Genomic DNA, 21,991 nt, shown 5'->3' with positions numbered 1-21,991 from the left:
TAAAGTTCTTTGTGAGAGTTTCTAGTCTCACCTAAAATGCTTAAGCTATGAGTTCACTAATTTTCTCTACAAAGGCAGGAATGTCATCTGGGTTTCGGCTGGTAACCAATTTACCATCTTGCACCACCTGCTCATCTTTCCATGTTGCGCCCGCATTTATTAAATCGGTTTTAATACTTGGGAAGGAAGTCAGGGCGCTATTTTTTGCCACTTCCGATTCAACGAGTAACCAAGGTCCATGGCAGATAGCGGCAAGGGCTTTAATGCGAGGTTCAGCGTGCGCTTGCTTTATAAATGAAACCGCATCGCTGTTTGTACGTAAAATATCAGGGTTAATTTGACCACCAGGCAATACCAGCGCATCGTAATCGCTTGGCGCTACCGAGGACACTTGCGCATCTACCGATATTTGTTTACCCCAATTTCCTTCATTCCATGCAGTGATACTGCTTTGGTCATCAATTGATAGTATCTCTACTGTGGCGCCCTGCTCTGTCAGCATATCTCTTGGCTGCACAAGCTCACTTTGCTCAAAACCATCGGTAGCTAAAATAGCGATTTTTTTGCCTTCCAAATTTTGCTGATTACTCATAATGAAACTCCTATCTCTTAAACAACATCTAATGCCGCTTCCCATTCAGTGTTTGCGTAAAGCAAAGCTGAAAATGAAGATTGCTTGTATGTACGCTATTCAGCGGTACACTTTCTAAGCCGGCAATTCGAATAACTAATTTGTATGTGTAGCTTTGAGACTGCAATATCCAAACCAGTGCTATAAAAACCTTAAGCTTCTGTTTATATGCAATTTTTTACTAGAGATGAAAAGTTACAGTGCTTTGGCCGGAACCTTGAGCGTGCGACTTTTTCAGCATTTATGAAGGTTTTACATGAGGATGAACCCAGCTACATGTAGAAAAACATCAACAGAGCACCAGCTATCATAAACAGGTTTTCAGTCAACGAAACAAAACCCAATGGCACATTGCTGTCGCCACCTACGCAGGCACATTTAAGCTCCCGTTTATCGATATACACCGCTTTGATAACTGAAACCGCTCCTACCGTTCCGATAAATAGGGAGAACGGCGCTACTACTAGTGCGGGCAAATGAGCCACCATACCAATACCTGCATAGGCTTCTATAAACGGATAGATATACCCGTAGCGAACCCATTTCATGGCTAATAAATCGTAGGTAATAAATGAATTGGTGAAGCTGAAAAGATCTTTCAACTTTTGTACTGCCAACAGCGACATTGAAAACGCAATAAAGAGCATTAGCGTGCGAAGCGAGAAATACGCCCCCGCGACAGCATATTGAACGGCTAAAGCTAATAGCGCTGCAACAGAGAATATGGCGATTACGGGTGTGTACGTTGTACCAGTTTGTCCCGCCTCGCCTTTGCCAAAATACGTACGCAACTCATCGTATCCACCTATCCGCTCATTGTTTATAAAAGCTTGTGGCGTGGTTTTTACATCGTGCTTAGCTTTAAACGCATCGGTTTCTTCTCTGGAGGTAAGCGGTCGATCGTCTATCTCATAGCCTTCTCTTTCCAGCAAATCTTTTGATCGCAAGCCAAATGGGCAAATATGATTGTCGGTGACCATTCTGTAAAGGATTGCAGTTTTACTCATGTTTCTCCCCTTTTTTCATCTTTGCTAATAGTGTTGGTTCGATTGCATAAAACGCGCTAATAGCATCTTTTACTAACGTTGCTGTGCAGTACTCTCAGCGAGCTGCTTGACAGTATGTGTTGATATGTAGTGATATTTACCATCGCTGTGAATGACGGCCGATTGTTGCGATGCTTTATAAAAGCCAATTCAAACAAGTTCCATAAGAAACACTTACTTGATTACACTCCTAAGCCTGTAAATTGCTCACACTTTAACCACTTAATATGCCAACAGATAGGTAGTTACAATATTTGTACCGACTACACCGCGCACCAACGAATTGATCGATATAAGGGCAAAATCACCTTTATATCCACGTTCCGCCCACTTAAAAATAAACATAAAATTAACATTTGCGTTATTATCCAGTTACTGAAGTTTGAAAGGGAAGAACGACATGGCGTCAGTGCAACATGATGATATACCCCATTTTGATGTACTCATTATCGGTGCTGGGCTTTCGGGTATTGGCACCGCTTGTCATATTACAAATACATTCCCCAAAAAAACTATCACCCTACTAGAACGGCGTGAAACACTGGGCGGCACATGGGATTTATTTAATTACCCAGGTATTCGTTCAGACTCTGACATGCTGACGTTTGGCTATAACTTTCGCCCTTGGAATAAGTTGCACACTTTGGCGGATGGCCCCGCAATTAAACAATATATTTCTGATACTGCAGATGAATTTGGGGTAACAGAGAAAATTCAATTTGGCGTTAAAACGCTAAGTGCCAATTGGGATAGTGAATCAAGATGCTGGACGGTTATAGCGCTTCACGAAAAATCGGGTGAGAAACGTCAGTATACCTGTGGGTATTTCATAAGCTGCACCGGCTACTACGATCAAGATGCTGGGTATCGGCCTACATTTCCTAATGAGGAATGTTTTAAAGGGCGGAAGATTCATCCGCAACACTGGCCAAAAGACCTTAATTACAAGGATAAAAACGTTGTCATTATAGGAAGTGGCGCCACCGCGGTAACCTTGATGCCCGCGATGGCAAATGACGCGGCTCGTGTCACCATGCTTCAACGCTCCCCTTCATATATTTTTTCAGTTCCTTCAGAAGACAAAATGACTGAAATGCTTCAACGAATTCTACCTAAGCAGTGGGCTTTTAAGCTTGCGCGCAAACGGAACTTGGCCCTGCAGCGGGGGATTTATTTAGCTTGTCGTCGTTGGCCAAATTTTATGAAAAAGTATCTACTTTCACATGTGCGAAAGCATGTGGGCGACAGCGTAGATATGCGTCATTTCACCCCCAAATATATGCCATGGGATGAACGCCTTTGTTCAGTACCTGATGCCGATTTATTTAATGCTATTCGAAGTAGAAAAGCTGCTATTGAAACGGGCGAAATAGCGTCGTTCACTGAAAACGGTATTACCATGAAAGACGGTAGAACACTTCAGGCGGATATTATCATTACTGCAACGGGCTTAAACCTACTTACCTTAGGTGGCATTAAGGTTAGCGTCGACAATACCCCCTGCTCATTCTCAGAAAAAATGACCTACAAAAGCGTGTTGATTGAGGGCATGCCTAACATGGCGTGGATATTTGGTTACGTTAACGCTTCTTGGACATTGAAAGCAGACATTTCCGCTACATACCTTTGTCGATTGTTTAAATACATGCAAAATAATGATTTTGAAGTAGTTGTGCCTGAAGATCATGATAACTGTGCGCTGGATGACGGTGTCATGGATTCTCTGCAAGCAGGCTATGTACAAAGGGGCAAACACCAACTTCCTCGTCAAGGCGCTAAATACCCTTGGAAAGTCACTATGCATTATGGAAAAGACAGAAAAATGCTATTGAACGACCCTATCGAGGACGCTGCTTTACACTTCTTCAAAAAAGAAAACAGCATGTGTAAAGCAGCACCGCAAAAAAATATAAACACAAGAGAGGCTTCAGCATGACCTTCGTTTTTTTACACGGCTCTGGTTGCACAAGTAACGTGTGGGAACATCAAGTTTCGTTTTTCAACGATAGCTTAGCGCTTAATTTTCCAGGCCACCCTGAAGGGGAAGCCTTGCGCGATGTGGAATCTATTGCGCAATGGGTGCTTAACACCGTTGAACAAGAAGATTTAACCAACGTGGTGTTAGTAGGCCATTCTTTGGGAAGTGCAGTTGCCATGCAAGCTGCTCTGCTTGCGCATAGCAACTCAACGACTTTTGATGCCGATAGACTTAAAGCACTGGTGCTGATTGGGGCTGGCGCGAAATTAAAGGTAATGCCTCAACTGCTTACCTCGCTAGCCACGCTTATAGAAGAAGGCGGCGAATTTCCCGATTACCTATTGGCTTCAAACCAACAACTGCAAGAACCGTTAAGAACCCAGGTGAATACGGCAATTATTAACAACGGTGCAGCGGTTATGTTGAACGACTTTACTGCTTGTGACCATTTCGACATTATGCACGACCTAGCGAATCTACCATTACCAGTTCAGCTAATTGTAGGCGACAAAGACATTATGACCCCCGTTAAGTACTCTGAATACTTACTCGCGCAATTGCCTAATGCCCAATTAGAGATTGTAGAAGCCGGAACCCATATGGTGTTTGCCGAGCAATATGACAAAGTGAATGCATGCATTCAACGCTTTGTGGATGGGTTAGCCTAGTAGCAATACTGTGTAAGCAAAAAAGGCGTTACCCTCACACAGGTAACGCCTTTTTACTTTGTATATTAAGTGTTTGTTTACAGCGTTTAGTTCTAACTTTGCATTGCCAGTTTTTGCTTGCGCTATTATTGAACGCTGTTTATAAGCACTATTTAATTAAGCGTATCTTCAATATAGCCGTCAACTATTTGTGCTAATACATCTAACGGCACGGCACCGTTTTTCAGTACTGCATCATGAAATTCACCCAAAACAAATTTATCGCCTAACGCTACTTTGGCTTTTTCACGCAGTTCCAAAATTTTCATCATGCCCACTTTGTACGCAGTGGCTTGGCCCGGCATCACGATGTAACGTTCAATTTCAGAGGTTACATCAGATTCGGCCATGCCTGTATTAGCAAGCATGTACGCTATTGCTTCTTCACGCGTCCAGCGTTTCGCATGAATACCAGTATCTACCACTAGCCTTACTGCACGGAAAAGCTCGGCTTGTAAACGGCCGATATTATCAAACGGGTCGTCTTGGAAACCGAGTTCCCATGCTAAGCGTTCAGAATAGAGCGCCCAGCCTTCGATGTAAGCCACGAAAGGCGCAACGGTTCTAAAAATTGGTAAACCTTCTAGCTCCATTGCAATGGCAATTTGGAAGTGGTGGCCAGGAATGCCTTCATGGTAAGCAAGTGTTCGCATGCTGTAAGTAGGCGTTGCTTTAATATCATAAAGATTGGCAAAGAAAACACCAGGACGAGAACCGTCGAAAGCAGGCGGTTGATAATATGCACCTGGCGCCGTTTTCTCTTTAAACAGTGGAATGCGTTTCACTTCCATACCCGCTTCTGGGCGCACTAAAAATGCATCGCCAAGGCCTGCATCAATTTCATCTAGAATAGTTTGGTAATCGGCTAGAATTTGCTCCCGTCCTTCATCAGTATCTTCATAATAAAAGCGCTCGTCTTCTGCTAGCGTATTTATTGCCGCAGTAAAGCCTTGGCTAATATCAAAACCTTCTTGCGCTAATATCGCCAAAATCTCAGCTTGTATACGATCAACCTCTGATAAACCCACATTATGAATGTAGTCAGCAGTATAATCAGTGGTAGTGAAGAAACGCAGAGCCAATTTATACGCTTCGTCTCCGCCGTCTAAATGCCATAAGCCGTCATCGGTACCCGCCTTTTCTTTAAGGCCAGTGAAGTAGTCAATAAGCATTTGGTAAGTAGGATAAACCGTACTTTCTATTTCTGTAGCAACGTTGGACAAAAGCCCTTTGTAGTCAGCTTCAACAATGGCTTCAGACTCTTCCATACGGCGCTGAACTGAGGTATACAAAATATTTTCTTTCACTGGCTTATCGATGAAGCTCTGCATCTCATCTATCACACGCTGAATAACAAAGCGTGGTGGAAGGATATTTTTTTCTTCGCGCAACTTCATGCCTTCAAGCATCTGCGTAAAGTAGCGCTTACTTTCACTTAACCGGCTAACGTAGAAATCAACGCTTTCTACATCAGTAATTGGGTGCTGCCCATCCATGAAGCTCGGAAAGTTGCTTTGTGCCCCAGACATTTGGTTGAACGGGTAACTATGATATTGGTACTTTTCGAACCCGCTTAAGGTATCGAGCAAATACATTGCGATGTCTTTGGATAATTGCTGGTCTTCATCCAAGTCTTCATATTGCATGAGTACACTTTTAACTTGCATAAGCTCATCAAACGTAGCTTGTGAAGACGCTAAACTCGCATCATCAAGGTGGGCGTTATGGCCTTTTATACCCATACCATCTAACACGCCAATTGAGGTTAACGTTTGAGGGCTTTTTAATGCTTGCTTGATAAGCGTTCTGTCTAGAAATACACGAAATGAAAGCGGTTTTTCCGCTTTCCATTCATACGTTCCCCACGCAGCTGAACCCAGTATAATTACTAGCACACCTATGCCTAACCATTTAAAAAATGTTTTCATTCTGTCCCTTATTATTTTATTTGTTTTATAGAATCTAGACGCTGAAGTACGCGTTTGCGCGCTCTACATTTATTCAGCGGCTTACAAAAGTCAATAAAAAGGCTTTTGAGGTGTGCCTTTACGTTATTAGTGCATCAATAAAAATACATATGCGGTGACAGCGATAGCGCGCCTTATGTCTAGTCGCTTATATCTAATTTGATACTGTCGCAGGGAAGATTCGATTTAATCTGACGGGCAGGAATAGACAAAGAGCGGACCTTACCAGTCTCTAAAGAGAGTAACTTTCTCATCTACCAACTGGTCAAGGTTTAAGTGGATTCGAGCTTACTGAAAATACCGCAAGTTTGAATTGTACTCGTACCTGAGCATTCGTTTGATAGTTGCTCTAATGTGATTTGCAGTCCTTGCAGTTCACATATCTTTTCCTGAACTTTTAAAAGATGTTTTGCGATAAGCTGATTTACCTCATTACAGCTTTCGTCGAGCGCCTCCTTCCGGTGTAACAATGTCGCAATCTCTTTAATTGATATTCCCAGTGCGCGGCATTGTCGAATAAAGACCAGCCTTTCTAACGCTTCGCTATCATAAACTCTATAGTTTCCTGCACTGCGCGAAGGCAGTTTTAACAATCCGCTTCGCTCATAGAGTCGAATCGTTTGAACAGTGCAGCTTGTTTTTCTAGCCAGTTCGCCTATTTGCATAACTTTCAATTCTTATTTGACCCTATACCGAGTATAGACATTATAGTTTTGTTTTTAAACGGCAAGCAAAAGCGAGCGAGGAGTTCGAAATGAAATCAGTTGGAGTATGGATTGGTGTAATTTCCATTTGTATATGTTTAGTGCATGGTTTTTTCACAGGGCAAAGCGTAGTTCATAGCTTAGTTTTACACCCTATTGTGCTTCTAGCCAGCCTCTCATTGATAGCTTTTAGTTATCGTGAGCGTAACGTTGGAAATTCTGGTTCTAAGCACCAAAAAGGCTACTGTGAAAGAGCAAAGCCATTTGTACAAACAAAACTAAATCAAGCAAACACAGCTCGCGAAACAGGCGATGTTAAAGCTGAGTTTAAACATCTTGAGGATGCTCATGTCATCGGCCAACGTTCAACGTATCTGCATACGCTAGTTCATTGGCAGATGTTGGTATTTGGCGTTCGTTATAGGATTCTCAACGAAGTCATTGGACAATCTGTGCGCTTATTGGGAGCTATAACTAAAACGGTAGTAGGACTTTTACCTCATGGTAATACTGGCGGCAGCAATATCAGCGCATTTAAATCAATGCCAATATCGGAACAGAACCAAATCGTTTTAGCAAAAATAAATGCCAAGAAATAATGTGCATTTGCTAAGCCATGAGATGAATGAAGGCAATAGACAGAGCCGAAAGCTCGAAGCTCCGTTTTCGAGCGTTTCAGCCCTTAAGTGCTAGCTGCACCTTGAGACAAGGCGCCGCCGTTTTCCCTTTACCTATGGGCATATGAATACTTGATTAAACTAGGTAAAAAGGAGAAGAAACTAAACGATAAGTATTCTTTAGGCTGACTCACGAGTTGCCCAATACACTTTCAATCCAGTCTCGGTAATTTGACACCCTAACTTGATAAGCGGTAGTACCATATAAACCGCCTTTAAAATTAGCAAGATCTCCACGCCAAACTTGCCAACTCGATAAACCAACCAAATAAGCTTTACCGTTTTCAATTATCACTGAAGCTCCGCCACTATCACCAGCACCGTGCATTCCTTCAAGGGGCAATGCATCAGGTGGCTTGTTAAATTTATATGAGAGCCAGTTTCCTTTTGAAGATTCAATAATGTTTCTACAATGGTTTAATTCTCGCAATGATTTTGTTTCGAGGTTTTCACCAATTTCTCCGTCACCTGTTGCTCCACGACCAAATACTGTGATCTCTTTGCCCGCTTGATCAATGTTTGGGTAGATATCAATTGGTTCTCTCGTTGTAACAGGGGAAGATAGCTTTATTAAAGCAATGTCACTTCTAGATTCTAGAAACTTCATTAAGGGAGCTGCATCACCTTTGAAGAGAACCTCATCTGGTTCAATATAAAGTGGATGTATGTGAACCTCTTCTATTTCAAAGACTTTATCGCCAACGCGTAATTTTTTACCTATGTAATTATAAAAAATGGTATGAGCGACTGTCACAACCCATTGAGGTTTTATCAATACCCCATGCCCCTCATGAGGTAGATCAATTAAGTATTCGGGTGCTTTTTCTAAGACATAATTTCGGGAGGGGATATCGTGCCGTTTCACTACAGCATTACTACTAGTTGCAATGAAAACAGCGAAAAAGAAAACCAAAACTCTCATATTACATCCATGTAGATTAAGGGCTAACTAAAAGCTGCCTACAAAGACTTCATACTAACACCCGTTTTGCCTAAAAAACCATCTAACATTTACTCATGGAAAGGATATTAGACGTCCGCTTCACGTACTGAGCAGCCCAATAGCTTCAGAGGCACCTTGAGACAAGGAGCGGACATTCAGCATGCAGAAAATTGACTAACCTTTGGGTAGTTAATTGCAAAAAAATTATGCCACTACATCCCAAATTAAAAGCTTCGTGTGGATAGTTACAAGTAGAGCAATGCAGTGCTTAAAGCTAGAAATACTGTGCACTCAGTCAACTACAGTGTCATCATGACCATAATTATCACTCACGTAATCGCTTTCAAAATCAGCTTTGATCGCTAAAGATTGACTGAAAGTATCTTTCGCAGTCGTCTCATCCCCTTTAGATAGATAGGCAAAGGCTAGACTGTCGTATACCTGAGGTGCATCTGGAAAAAGTGAAACTAAATAATAAAACATGTCAAATGCCTCCGTAAATGATTCTGCCCTAAGGAGTTCCATTCCAAGTTCATTGATGGTTCTGCCAATGAATCGCTCGTATCCCTCATCGCTGTAAGCCAGTTTAAATTGCTTTGAAAACTTCTTTTTCCCGTTGGTCTTATAGTATTCGTAAGCAAAATTCTTTTCCAACTGCCTAACTGGCGCATACTCCCCGTTTTTGATAAACGAGAGTATTCGACCAGATATGAGTTCCGCGACTAAGTTGTCACTATTTGCAAGAACCACAATTTGATAGTTACTAGCTAGGTCAATTTCCACGGCGGCACTGACTCCAAGTCCGCCACCATATGCCCCCCAATGAGGCTTATCCATAGCAAATACTTTGCGATTAATTGGGTTTGAATTTTGTAATAGTTTATTGGTGTAAAAGAGCGCTTTATAAAATCGATGTACGTCTCTTACAGTTGACTCAATACCGCCATCTGGACTTGGATGCTCAACAACACCCACTTCCCTCAATGTGCTGTCGTATTGATAAGTATATTTTACCGACTGGTGATCATGTGAATGAGAAGGCTCGAATGTGGTGTCTGTCATTTCCGTCGGTAAGAATATCTTATTTTTCAGTAGTTCTTCGAATGGCTCACCCGTAACTTTTTCAAGAATCTTACCCAATACGATATATCCGTAGTTCGAATATTGATTGTCAGTACCGGGTTTGAATATGAGGGGGCGATCGATCAATATACTCAGTTTCTTATCGAGAGTATCAAATGCAAGAGGGTTTTCCCGATATTCAGCGACAAAGATATCGTCAAAACCAGCGCTGTGATTTAGTAGTTGTTCGATTGTTATGTCTTCAGTAAAAGACTGTTTGAAACCCAAATCAAAGGAAATCAGCTGACTGTTCAACCTAAGCTTGCCTTTTTCAATTTGTTGTAATACCAATACTTTAGTGAAGTCCTTCATGATCGAACCAAGGTTAAACCGAGTTTGCCCCGTGTTCTTTATTTGCTCTTTAATGTTCTGAAAACCATAAGACGATACAAATATTTCTTTATCATCTTGTATTACCAGTACACTTCCGGAAAACCACCCCATATCATGAAATTGCGTTGCGATGTCGTTCGCGATTGCAGGAAGAGTCGTATTCTTTGCGTTTTGGTCATTTTCGTCACCAAAAGCAAAAGAGCAAAAGGAAAAAAATAGGATAAAAACTAATGTTGATTTCTGATTCACTTGGTTGACGCTCCACTGTCATATTTATTTTTTATCTACGCGTTAGCGTAACACCATTCTGTGATGAAGAACGATTTGCTCTACTCTCTTCTGAAAACTTGCGACTGGAAACATCTACTTAGCTGTTGTACTTCGTTTTAAAATAAAAAATGCAAACCTCAGACTGGCTTAGGTTTGATTAGAAATTAAAAATCGTGAACATCCGCTTCACGTACACTTGAGACTGTCAGATTAGCTGGCGCCCAATCAATTGCCTATCCACCTTCAAACAAGGCTCTCTATTGGGCGTTTAATAGAACGTTTACATATAATACAATGTTTTTGCTTCGTACCCAGCGATAGCGTTTTCTTCCAGTAATGTTCTTCCTATTTTATCTACTCCAGTTATCAAATTTTGTTTATGGTGAAGCGGAATAGCAAAATTGAAAACATCACTGTTAAAACGAACCTGCTGATTACTTAAATCAACACATACCAGTTGATTCGGATTCTGCCGACATTGCATTGCAATATCGTCAACCACATCGTGGGGTAATGTAATTGGTAGAATCTGATTATTAAGACAATTAGCATAAAAAATATCGGCAAATCCTTTGGCTATAATTACACGAAATCCAAAGTCGGCAATGGCCCATGGCGCATGCTCTCGACTAGAGCCACAACCGAAGTTCTCGCCCGCAAGCAGTATTTCCGCTCCAACATACACAGGGTCATTGAGCACACAATCTGGGTTCAAAACGCTTTCATTAGCGTCGAGGTAACGTACATCATGGAGAAGATGCTTTCCGAAACCTTGACGCGTTATTTCTGTCAGAAATTGCTTTGGCAGTAGTTGATCAGTATCCACGTTATTTTCTACAAAAGGTATTGCCTTAGATTCAACCGTTATTAATGGCTTCATGGCTGCCTCCTTAATAGCAATCTAACATCGGTGAGTTTACCTTTTAGTGCCGCCCCAGCGGCCATGGCTGGACTGACTAAGTGTGTTCTAGCGCCTCGCCCCTGTCTGCCTTCAAAGTTTCGATTGCTGGTAGACGCGCAGCGGTCGCCTTCTTTAAGCACGTCATCGTTCATCCCTAAACACATTGAACACCCGGGCAATCGCCATTCAAACCCCGCATTGATAAACACGCGGTCTAGCCCTTCTTCTTCCGCCAGTTTTTTTACTCGCATAGAACCTGGCACCACAATAGCTTTTACTTGTTCGGCCACTCGCCCATTTGATACCACCGCAGCGGCTTCTCTTAAGTCTTCTATTCGACTGTTTGTACACGAACCAATAAACACATGGGAAATAGCAACATCGTCTATGCTTTGTCCAGCGTTAATGTCCATATACTGCAGCGCCTTTTGCATAGCGTTACTGTCGCCATCAGAATAACTGTCAGGCAATTGAGGTACGGCTTCATCGATGCCGATAACTTGCCCTGGGTTAGTTCCCCACGTCACCTGAGGGGATAAACGAGACACATCAATGTCGACTGTTTTATCAAATTCTGCATCAACATCTGAATAAAGCGCCGACCAAGCGACTTTCATTGCCTCGAACTTCTCTCCTTTAGGCGAAAATGCTTTTCCGTCTAAGTAGCGAAATATGACATCATCCGGTGCAATCATGCCTGCTTTCGCGCCGGCTTCGATACTCATGTTGCAGATTGTCATTCGCCCTTCTATCGACAAACTCGATATCGCGTCTCCGCTATACTCCACAACAAACCCGGTTGCACCGTCGTGTCCAATTTCTCGAATTAAGGCTAAAATCATATCTTTAGCGAAGACACCTTCGGGTAGCTCGCCATTAAAATTCACCCGCATATTCTTTGCTTTGCTTTGCCGAATAGTTTGGGTTGCTAACACATGCTCCACATCAGATGTGCCAATACCAAACGCTAGCGTACCCAAGGCGCCGTGGGTAGCTGTGTGCGAGTCGCCACACACCACGGTCATACCAGGATGGATAAGCCCCATTTCCGGCCCCATAACATGCACAATACCTTGGTGACTGTCTCCTACTGGATATAAAACGATATTATTAGCTTGGCAGTTTTTAATTAATGTCTTTAACTGCAACGCGTTCTTTGGACCACATGCATCAAGACTCGTCGACTGCGTAGAAATGCTATGATCCATTGTTGCTATCGTTAAGTCAGGTCGTCGTACTTTTCTGTTGAATTGTTTTAAGCCATCAAATGCCTGAGGTGAAGTCACTTCATGAATCAAGTGCCTATCAATGTAAAGCAACCCGTCACCATCAACTGAAGTAACAAAATGTCTGTCCCAAAGCTTGTCATAAAGTGTTTTAGGCATGGTCGTCCTCCGCTTTTTTCTTAGCAAAATATGACGACACAGTGTCAAGGCTGACAACCTCAGTATACTTTGCGTGTAGGTCGTGCAAGTTCGCTTTGTGAGCGTCAATATTTCTGTCTCCGCAGGCCTCTTCAACAACCCACACAGGAAAATTACACGACAATGCATCTACTGCGGTTGCGCGAACGCAACCGCTAGTTGTTAAGCCACACACCACTACGCTGTCCACCCCGCCGGCTTTTAACTTCTCGTTTAGCTGGGTTTCAAAAAAAGCACTTGGGGCGGTTTTCTCTATTAAAGTGGCATTATTAGAAAACGATAGGCGGGGGTCTATCTCAACCCACCGGCTACCCCGAGCAAGCATATCTAAGTCAGGCAAATGCTGTCTGAACACCGATTGCTGGCTGTCGTTGTCATACACAACTGTTGAGAAATAAACAGGTAAGCCTGCGCCATCAAAGTGCTGAATTAGTGCTTCAGCGGCGGTAATTTCACTATCAAATACACCGCCAAGAGGACTCTCAGGTGACGCAAAGCCTACTGTCATATCGACAACAATTAACGCAGGGCGCACGCCAAAGGCGACACCTTGCGTTAGTAAATCGCTGCTACTAAGCTGCATATTATTGTCTCGCAACGTTGAACGATGGTGATACTGGTGCGGCTAAGCCCGTTTCCTCTTTCGCTTTGGCTTTAATTTCTTCTATTGTTCCGCCACGATTAAACAACGACACTTCACCTCTCTCTTCTTTCAATGTCGCTCGCAAGCGCTGGGTTTCGGTGTCGTTTACCGACCCATTTTCAATCACCACACCGTATCGACGCGCGCCTTCCAAAGATACTAATCCTCTGGCGACATCATCAGCTACCGCATTAGGTTCGCGGTCAAATGGATCGCCCCAACCGCCGCCGCCCCATGTATCGAAATACAATACATCACCCGCTTTTACTACAATGCCCTCGCATTTGGCTGGGAGAGTTTCTGTGCTGCCATCTTCTCGAATGAGGCGTTTTGTTGAACGTTTACCTGGCAACCCTCCATTAACGCCCCAAGGATAAGTTAACCATCTGTCATCATGAATAGCGATGGCCCCATCACAAAGGAACCGATACCCCACCGACAAGCCATTACCGCCGCGGTGAAAACCAGGGCCACCGGAATCTGGAATAGTTTCGTAAGTTTCAACACGTAGAGGAAAGTACGCTTCGATAAATTCGTTCGGTACGTTAGTAAAACCCGGCCACAGAGAGTGTCCGTCTGGCCCATCACCTACAGGCCTGCCTGGGATCCCACCAAAGCCAATCTGGAAGAGTTGGAACCACTCTCCTTTATCGTCATAGCCAGAATAAAACAGATGAGGAGAATCAGAGAAACCGGCTGCATTCATGGCATCAGGTGCACCTTGTCCTAATAGCCCTCCCATTACGTCAAAGATACGGCCTAATGCGTGCGTTCTTCCCGAAAGAGCGGCTGGAAAGTTTGGTTTAAGTAAGCTGCCTTGAGGTATACGCACATCAACTAAGTCATAAAACCCATCATTGAACAGTATTTGAGGGTCAACCAAATTGATAGTAAAGGAGCCGAAGAACATCTTGAACATGTCTTCATTTAAGTAGAAATTTATTGAGCTTTTCGCTTGCGGGTCGGTGCCTTCAAAGTCGAAAATTGCCTTGCCATTCTCACGCCACATCTTGCAGCGTATTTTGTATGGCCCCATGCCCACACCATCGTCACATAAATAATCTTCGAATACGCGAGGCTCTTCTGGCACCAACATATTGATAATGGCTTCCATCGCAACATGGTTACGCTCGAGCATAATTTCCATGGTGGAGTAAAACATATCGTCACCAAAACGCTCGGCTATTTCTTGGCAGCGTTTTGCCGCCGTTTTACACGCTGCCACAAGTGCGTTTAAGTCAAATCGGTTCCACTGTGGCGTTCGCACATTATGTAAAATGAGCTCTAATATATCGCGTTGTAGCACACCCTTTTTATAAAGTTTTGTGGGTGGAATTCGAATACCTTCTTGAAATATGGTTTCCGCTTTAATGGGTATAGAACCTGGCACCATTCCGCCGTTATCTGACATATGACCAAACATTGCAGTCCACGCAATGTGTCGCCCCTCTTTAAAGATAGGAACAAGAATAATCCAGTCGGGTAAATGGGAAACGGCTGCATTTGTCATGTAAGGGTCGTTGGTAAGGATGATATCCCCTTCTTCCAATTCGCCCTCAAATGCACTTAGGAAGCCATGGATAAAAGAACCAAATTGCCCTACTACCATTTTGCCGTCTTTATTAGCAATCATGGGAAAGCAATCACCCTGCTCGCGGATCCCTGGGCTCATTGCGGTACGAAATAACACCGCATCCATTTCCTCTCTGGCATTACGCAATGCATTTTCAATGATATCAACGGTAACCGTATCAACGTCAATTCTGGTCAACTCAGCTGTGTTCGTTTGTTTAATTTTATTATTCATAACGCCTCCTTATTTGCCAGTCGATTCAGGGCTGCTTAACGGGTTAAGTAATAGGTTGCCCACCGCATCAACGGTTGCAACGTAACCAGGGAGAACCACGGTAGTCGAGTCCATTTCACAAATTACAGCGGGGCCCTTGACCGATAACGCTTCGTGAAGTTTTCTACGCTCATAAATGATTGCATCGTGATAGCTACCTTCATAATAAATTTGGCTATCGGTTAACATGCAATCTTCCAAGGTATAACTGGTGTTGACAGGCGGAGGAGCCGGGAGCGCTTTGCTTTTTGCTGTGGCAACTGCGCGAACCATCACAACCTCATGGCCCTCTTCTAACTCAAAGGTGAATAGCTGCGTATGTTCAGCATCAAAGTGCTTTTTAAGTAAAGAAAGTCCATTGTCTTCAATATCTTGCTTAGAAAAAGGAACGCAGAGTTGAAAGGCTTGCCCGGTGTAGCGAACATCCGCTTCATAAGTAATAGTTTGCTCGTCCATTGAAATTCCATCGGCGAGCAGGGTAGAAGATGCTTTTTCTGCTAATTCAGTGAGTACATGCTTAAATGCATCGTCGCTGAGGTTGTCGATTAGCGAAACCAGTGTTTGGGAGGCCTCGTCACGTACCTGTGTGGTGGCGTCACCATAAGCACATAATACGCCCGGACCAGGAGGAATAATGGCAGGCCACGCTTGGGTTAGCATACCCAGTGCATTGGCATGTAATGGACCAGCTCCGCCAAACCCTACAAGGGCAAACTCTCTTGGATCGAATCCTTGCTCTACCGACACTAACCGAAGGGCGCCGAACATAGCTTCGTTAGCAATCTTAATGATACCTTCAGCCGCTTCTTCAACCGAAATATCCATGGCGTCTGCCACTTTTTTTACCGCCGCTACTGCAGCGTCTCGATTGATAGCCATTTTGCCACCAAGCTGCACATCTGAAGGAAGATAACCGAGTACCACATTGGCGTCGCATACCGTTGGTTCTACACCGCCTTTCATATAAGCCGCTGGGCCCGGTTTAGCGCCAGCTGACTCTGGACCTACGCGCAGTGCTTTAGTCAGTTCAGGCACAAAAGCAATAGAGCCACCACCAGCGCCAACGGTTCTTACGTCTACCGATGGTGCACGTACGGTAACATCTCCAACACGAGTTTCTCGTCTTACCCGTGCTGTCGCATTTTGTATTAGTGCAACATCAGTAGACGTACCGCCCATATCAAAAGTGAGTATGTCGTTAAACCCACCTTGTTTACAAAAATGGATAGCCCCCGCTACACCGCCAGCAGGACCAGACATTAGCAAGTTAACTGGGCTTTCTGCGGCTGAACGTGCAGACGCCAGCCCGCCATCTGAGCGCAAGATAGACAGATGAATATCACTGCCCATACGATCGGTTAGCGCGCCATATAAATTATCGACATATTTGGCTACTTCAGGGCGAACGTAACTGTTTACCACTGTGGTTTCAGTTCGCTCGTATTCTTGCAATTCAGGAACAACATCAGAAGAAATAGAGATTGGCATATCAGGGAAAACACGCTGTGCAACCGCTTGAGCTTGGCGCTCGTTCTCTCCGTTCACATAGGCGTTTATAAAAGAGATAGTGAGTGCAGTAAATCCACCTTTATCTTTTAATGCCTGTAAGCTTTGCGTGAGCTTCTCTTCGTCTAGGGCTTTTACAATACTGCCATCAGCGCCCACTCTTTCACTTGCTTCAATGGTGAGTTCTAACGGTGCAAGCAAAGGCTTCTTCATGTAGCTTACCCAGCCTCCCAGCCCCCCCGGACAAAATGAACGTGCCACTTGCAGCACGTGCTTATAGCCTTGTGTGGTAACCAGTGCGACACTTGCCCCTTTGCCAGTTAATACCGCATTGGTTGCAACAGTTGTACCGTGCATAACACGCGCGATATCAGTAACATTAACACCTGATTCTTCACAAATACGGTCTATGCCGTTAAGCACCCCAACGGAAGAATCGTGCGGTGTAGAAGGCACTTTTGCAGTAAAGGTTTCCCCAGATATTTCGTTAATTAATAGTAGGTCGGTAAAGGTTCCGCCTACATCAACCCCTAATCGATAACTCATTTGCTTCCCCTTTTATTTTCTTGTTGTTCTAACCAGGTTTTAGCATGTCCACCACGTGCTGTGCCTGTTAATGCCTTGGCTTTGTCCGATGCTGCAAGTAACAGGCCCATATCTATGCCTGTGCTATAACCCATTTGCTCTACTAGCAGCACCACGTCTTCTGTCGCTACATTTCCGGTGGCGCCCGGTGCAAATGGGCAGCCACCCAAGCCCGCTATTGATGCATCAAATTGTCGAATACCCGCTTCAATCGCGGCGTAAACGTTTGCAACGCCCATTGCGCGTGTATCATGAAAATGGCACGACAATTTGTTGGCGCCAAACTCCGATACCATTTTGCTCATCAGCGCATGTACCTGATCTGGAGATGCCGCACCAATCGTATCGGCCACCACAATGTGAGCAGCCCCAGCATCTAATAATGCGGCTGATACTTTAATCACTTCATCCACGCTGATGTGCCCTTCAAAAGGGCATTCCCATGCTGTTGCAACATAAGCTTGCACTTTACGATTTAATTGTGTGGCTAGAGCAAGCACGTCAGATGACATAGACAGCGCTTGGGTAGTCGTCATTCGAATATTTTTTTCGTTCATCGTTGTACTGGCAGCAACTACCAGTGACATCAGCGGCACATTTAATTCAACCCCAGTGCTAAACCCTCTTTCGTTGGGTATAAGCACTGAATACGCCACCTTATCTTTGGCCGCGAGTTGATTAATCACCTCATCTGTCCCCGCCATAGCGGGAACCGCTTTAGGCGATACAAAAGCCCCTACTTCAATGGCGGGTAATCCAGCTGCAACTAATGCATTTATTAATGCAAGTCGCTCATCCACACTCAGGTGCTTTTTCTGATTCTGTAGGCCATCTCTGGGGCCAACATCGTTGATGATGATTTTTCCTTTCGTTTTCATCAGCGAACTACCTTTTTCTCAAATAAAAGGGCTAACTCACTGTCACTCATGCCTACTAAATCTTTCAACACATCCTTAGTGTGTTCGCCTACCTTGGGTGCAGGCGAGAATACTTCGTCTGTGGTACGTGAAAACTTAATAGGATTTCCCGGCCCTTTGGTTTTGTTGCCATCACCCGAGGTAAGCTCAACCACCATATTACGGTGTTGTACTTGTTCATCACTGAGGGCTTGAGAGAACGTATTAACAGGCGCACAAGGAATACGCGCCGCTTCTAGCTTTTCAATCCAATAGCTTGAGGTTTGTGTTTGCAGTGTTTGGTTAAGGGTTTCGTCGATAAAGTCTTTCTTTGCCCACCGTCCTGGCTGGGTATCGAATTCGGGTAAGTCCAATGCATCTATCTTCACCACCGTTTTTAAGTTCTGCCAAAAGTTATCGGTGATAACTGCAATCACAATAAAACCATCCGCTGTTTTAAAAGTGTTGTAGGGCACGTGAACAAAGTGCGAATTGCCAATGGGGAATGGGTCTTTCTCTGACAGAAAGTACATTGTAGCCATGTAGTTAAGCAGTGATATCTGACAATCTAACATTGAGATATCAACGTCTTGTCCTTTACCACTTTTTGCCCGTTCCAAAAGCGCGGCTTGAATCCCCATGACGGCAAACATACCGCCGCCCAAATCACCGATTGGAATACCGGCTCGAACAGGGTGATTTGGATCGGTACCCGTGATAGACATACCGCCACCAGTCGCTTGTGCCACTTGATCAAACGCTGGACGTTTGAATTTGGGGCCGTTGCTACCAAAACCCGTAATTGAACAAGTGATTATCTCGGGGTTTATTTTACTTAACTGTTCATAGTCGATTTTTAAACGCGTTGGTACACCTGCACCAAAGTTGTTGACCACCACATCGGCTTTTTTTACCAATTCATAGAATACGTTTAAGCCTTCTTCAGATTTTAAATCGATGCAGACACTTTTTTTGTTTCGGTTCAGTGTAATGAAGTAGGCGCCCATACCGTCCAACGAATTATCGGGGTCGGTTGCGAGAAGCTTTCGAGTGCCTTCCCCTTGCAATGGCTCCACTTTAATCGTCTCTGCCCCTAAATCGGCGAGTATCATTCCGCAGTATGGCCCTGACAGCATATGCGTAAGGTCAATGACAGTAATGCCTGACAATGGTTTATTCATAAATTCTTCCTGATTACAATTCAATCTTCAAAGCGTAGGGATTAGAAACTCATGCTAAGTTCTAAACCGTAGGAACGTAGCGCCGAGGGGTGAACAAACGAGCCGCCGAATTCTGGCGCAGGGATCACCTCTTGCAAATAAGCCTCATCAGTTAAGTTTTTGCCCCACAATGCGACCGTCCACATTTCACCTTCTATGGAAATGCGAGCGTTAACGGTGCTATAAGCATCACGCTGAGCGTTACTGAAGTTTTGAGAGTGAGGGCCGGGAGGAACACCGCCACCCAACGTGCCGAAGAAATCCCAGATAGTAGGCGTTTCTTCACCTTGCAGCGTATGGAAATGGGTTTCTCCCACATATTGATAATCAATTCGGGTGGTAAGTTGTAAGTCGCTGGTAATCTCGTGATCGTAAGAAATACCTAGGGTGTAAGAAGATTTTGGTGTTTGTGGTGCTTCATTACCTACCGAGAGCGGTCTATTTCTGTTCTCAATGATTTCACTATCAATAAGCCCCAATCCTGCGAAGACACTAAGGTTGTCGTTAACCCGGTAGTTTGCGTCCATTTCGAAGCCCTGAATTTCTAGCTCATCAATGGTGGTAACCGCCCTTAATAATCCAAACGGGCCAGCAAAGAACTCAAAGAACTGATTATCTTCAACTTTGGTGTGAAACACCGCGCTGTTCACTTTTAACCGGTTGTCTAAAAACGTTCCCTTGCCACCGAATTCAATACTTGTGGTAATTTCCTTATCATAGTTATCAGGTACGATAAGTTGAGCATCAACCGCATCACCAGGTGTACCGGTTCCACTTGCATTGAACCAAAAATCTAACGTGGCTTCAGTGCCGATAGAATTAAATCCACCGCTTCTAAAACCCACTCCATAACTGGCATAAAGGTTTAGGGCATCGCTTGCTTCGTAACTAACGGTTAGCTTTGGCTGCCACTGACTAAAGCTTTGCTCGCGATCGGGAATACCATCAGGATTAGCCGTAAATGCAGGGTTGATAGGCCCTACTACACCGTCGACAATGGTATTCACATTAAAACCAGAGGCAGATACATTGGGTACATTATTTGCCACTTCTCGCGACTCGTTGTCATACCTGAGTGCGAAAGACACTTCCCATTTGTCGTTAACGTCGTACTCAATTTGGCCGAACGTAGATAACACCGTGGTTGAAAACGTATCATCAAACAGTAAGTCTGTAGGGTTTGGCCCGTCGGCCGGAACGTATGCTTGACGCAAGAAACCTTGGCCTAAATCAGCACCGTAAGCTACGACAACATCTCTATCAATATTGGCGAAATAGACGCCCGCTATCCATTGCAGGGGCGAATCTGTGTCGTTCGATGTAAATCTAATTTCTCCGCTGTAATCTTGTTGGCTTCGTTCTTGATATTGATAACCATCACACGTAGATGGCGTGTAGGGTCCATATACGCCTTGAAAATCCTGTCCTGGCGGAAGGACTACAAATGGAGATAGGAAATCGCCAAATAAGTCGCTTCTTCCTGCTCCACCAAAATCGACAGGAAGGTTATTTAATGTGGCACGATCGGTTTGACATTGCTCTGTAATTTCATAGCCATAAAATGAAGCGCTTGTACCATCTGATAACAGATATTCTTCTAAATTATTGTATGCAAGCACAGAGGTTACGTCGAAACCATCGCCTTGCCAGTCAGCTTTTACTGAGAACTCTGTGGTTTTTTGCTCATTTTCACCAGGTACATTAAAAGCAAAAATAAACTCATGATCATTTACATCTTTGAAAAATGCATCTTGCCCAAAATCTTCTACAAAACTAGGAAGCGCGAACACAGCGTTGAAGTTTATTGCACCGCCTTTTGCCTCGCTGTACGAACCGCGAAAATCGTAAGTAAGGTCATCAGTCGCTTCCCAAATAAGACGCCCTTTTACCGATGTATCTTCTAAGTAATCTACCGCGTCGTCACGTCCCAGATACACATTTTCATAAAAACCATCAGTGGTTGAATGCGCTACAACGATGCGCCCAAACACGTTGTCAGCAAGCGGCCCGGTAAGCATTCCTGAATAGCGCTGCGAATTGTTATTACCAACGCCACCTTCAATTCTGGCCTCCATCACGTCTGAGGGCTTTTCCGTTGTTATCAGAATGGCACCGGCTACCGCGTTTCTGCCATATAGCGCCCCCTGAGGCCCTTTTAAAACTTCTATTTGGGCTATATCGGTTAGCCCTTCGTTAAAACTATTCGGGTTAGTCTGCAACACCCCATCCACTACATACGCAAACGTAGACTCTGCATCGCGTGTAGAAATAATCCCCCGGATATTTACCTGCGTATCACCTACGTTGGCTGCATCAACAATACTTACGTTTGGAATCAGGCTAATAAAATCGGAAGGACGCTCTACCCCCGCAGCCTCTAATTCCCTTGCTGACAACGCCGTTACCGCAATCGGCACTTCCTGAATACTTTCAGGGCGCTTTCGTGAAATACTGATAATTTCAACGAGCTCAGACGTTGCTTGCTTTTCTTCTTGTGCAAAAGCAGGAATGGCTGAACTTCCTATGGTTAACGCGAGCGACACTTGCAATGCTAAATATGTTTTTCCGGTGGTTTGCATGACTATCTCCGAA

The 21,991-nt window shown here is 44.1% G+C and carries 17 protein-coding genes; 3 read left to right on the top strand and 14 right to left on the bottom strand.

The features are described 5' to 3' along the window. Positions 1-40: 40 nt before the first annotated feature. A complete protein-coding gene (locus R1T43_RS06160) occupies positions 41-592 on the bottom strand; it encodes a type 1 glutamine amidotransferase domain-containing protein (RefSeq protein WP_317354007.1) in 552 nt (183 codons plus the stop codon). A 311-nt stretch (positions 593-903) separates the two neighbouring features. Beyond that, complete coding sequence (locus R1T43_RS06155) at positions 904-1,638, bottom strand: MauE/DoxX family redox-associated membrane protein (RefSeq protein WP_317354005.1); 735 nt, start codon at positions 1,636-1,638, stop codon at positions 904-906. A gap of 439 nt (positions 1,639-2,077) precedes the next feature. Between R1T43_RS06155 and R1T43_RS06150 the strand changes: the two genes are divergently transcribed. Together R1T43_RS06150 and R1T43_RS06145 are read left to right on the top strand one after the other, a co-directional pair. Beyond that, on the top strand, positions 2,078-3,613 hold the full coding sequence (locus R1T43_RS06150) for an NAD(P)/FAD-dependent oxidoreductase (protein WP_317354002.1): 1,536 nt from the start codon (positions 2,078-2,080) through the stop codon (positions 3,611-3,613). Beyond that, positions 3,610-4,323, top strand: a complete 714-nt coding sequence (locus R1T43_RS06145; protein ID WP_317353999.1) for an alpha/beta hydrolase — start codon at positions 3,610-3,612, stop codon at positions 4,321-4,323. The genes R1T43_RS06150 and R1T43_RS06145 overlap by 4 nt, the downstream gene beginning before the upstream one ends. A gap of 152 nt (positions 4,324-4,475) precedes the next feature. On the opposite strand, the gene R1T43_RS06140 is transcribed toward R1T43_RS06145, so the two are convergent. After that, positions 4,476-6,290, bottom strand: coding sequence for a DUF885 domain-containing protein (locus tag R1T43_RS06140; RefSeq protein WP_317353996.1), 1,815 nt, complete (start codon positions 6,288-6,290; stop codon positions 4,476-4,478). Between the two features lie 311 nt (positions 6,291-6,601). Then, on the bottom strand, positions 6,602-6,994 hold the full coding sequence (locus R1T43_RS06135) for a MerR family transcriptional regulator (RefSeq protein WP_317353992.1): 393 nt from the start codon (positions 6,992-6,994) through the stop codon (positions 6,602-6,604). An 89-nt stretch (positions 6,995-7,083) separates the two neighbouring features. Between R1T43_RS06135 and R1T43_RS06130 the strand changes: the two genes are divergently transcribed. Next, positions 7,084-7,632: a DUF3703 domain-containing protein gene (locus tag R1T43_RS06130; RefSeq protein ID WP_317353990.1), complete on the top strand. Its 549-nt coding sequence runs from the start codon at positions 7,084-7,086 to the stop codon at positions 7,630-7,632. A gap of 208 nt (positions 7,633-7,840) precedes the next feature. Here the strand turns inward: R1T43_RS06130 and R1T43_RS06125 are convergent, their stop codons facing one another. The 10 genes from R1T43_RS06125 to R1T43_RS06080 form a co-directional block, all read right to left on the bottom strand. Next, positions 7,841-8,632, bottom strand: coding sequence for a S1 family peptidase (locus R1T43_RS06125; protein WP_317353987.1), 792 nt, complete (start codon positions 8,630-8,632; stop codon positions 7,841-7,843). 312 nt (positions 8,633-8,944) lie between these two features. Then, positions 8,945-10,357 (bottom strand): serine hydrolase domain-containing protein, encoded by a 1,413-nt coding sequence (locus tag R1T43_RS06120; RefSeq protein ID WP_317353984.1) that lies wholly within the window; start codon positions 10,355-10,357, stop codon positions 8,945-8,947. 301 nt (positions 10,358-10,658) lie between these two features. Continuing rightward, the gene (leuD, locus tag R1T43_RS06115; protein WP_317353981.1) at positions 10,659-11,258 is read right to left on the bottom strand and encodes a 3-isopropylmalate dehydratase small subunit; all 600 of its coding nucleotides are present in this window, start codon (positions 11,256-11,258) and stop codon (positions 10,659-10,661) included. Next, entirely contained in the window at positions 11,255-12,664 is a 1,410-nt protein-coding gene (leuC, locus tag R1T43_RS06110) for a 3-isopropylmalate dehydratase large subunit (protein ID WP_317353978.1), read from the bottom strand. The genes leuD and leuC overlap by 4 nt, the downstream gene beginning before the upstream one ends. After that, positions 12,657-13,286 (bottom strand): isochorismatase family protein, encoded by a 630-nt coding sequence (locus tag R1T43_RS06105; protein ID WP_317353975.1) that lies wholly within the window; start codon positions 13,284-13,286, stop codon positions 12,657-12,659. The genes leuC and R1T43_RS06105 overlap by 8 nt, the downstream gene beginning before the upstream one ends. A 1-nt stretch (position 13,287) precedes the next feature. Next, the gene (locus tag R1T43_RS06100) at positions 13,288-15,153 is read right to left on the bottom strand and encodes a hydantoinase B/oxoprolinase family protein (protein ID WP_317353972.1); all 1,866 of its coding nucleotides are present in this window, start codon (positions 15,151-15,153) and stop codon (positions 13,288-13,290) included. A 9-nt stretch (positions 15,154-15,162) separates the two neighbouring features. After that, on the bottom strand, positions 15,163-17,244 hold the full coding sequence (locus R1T43_RS06095) for a hydantoinase/oxoprolinase family protein (protein WP_317353969.1): 2,082 nt from the start codon (positions 17,242-17,244) through the stop codon (positions 15,163-15,165). Next, positions 17,241-18,161 carry a hydroxymethylglutaryl-CoA lyase gene (locus R1T43_RS06090; protein WP_317353966.1) on the bottom strand — a complete coding sequence of 307 codons (921 nt, stop codon included), beginning with the start codon at positions 18,159-18,161 and terminating at the stop codon, positions 17,241-17,243. Before R1T43_RS06090 ends, R1T43_RS06095 begins: the two co-directional genes overlap by 4 nt. After that, positions 18,161-19,360, bottom strand: a complete 1,200-nt coding sequence (locus R1T43_RS06085) for a CaiB/BaiF CoA transferase family protein (RefSeq protein WP_211071983.1) — start codon at positions 19,358-19,360, stop codon at positions 18,161-18,163. The genes R1T43_RS06090 and R1T43_RS06085 overlap by 1 nt, the downstream gene beginning before the upstream one ends. Before the next feature lie 41 nt (positions 19,361-19,401). Next, complete coding sequence (locus R1T43_RS06080; protein ID WP_317353964.1) at positions 19,402-21,978, bottom strand: TonB-dependent receptor; 2,577 nt, start codon at positions 21,976-21,978, stop codon at positions 19,402-19,404. Positions 21,979-21,991 lie beyond the last annotated feature (13 nt).

The sequence above is a fragment of the Alteromonas sp. CI.11.F.A3 genome (assembly GCF_032925565.1).
GTDB lineage: Bacteria > Pseudomonadota > Gammaproteobacteria > Enterobacterales > Alteromonadaceae > Alteromonas.
The sequence above is the reverse complement of the archived record's forward strand: the minus strand, read 5'-3'. Positions and strand labels throughout refer to the sequence as shown.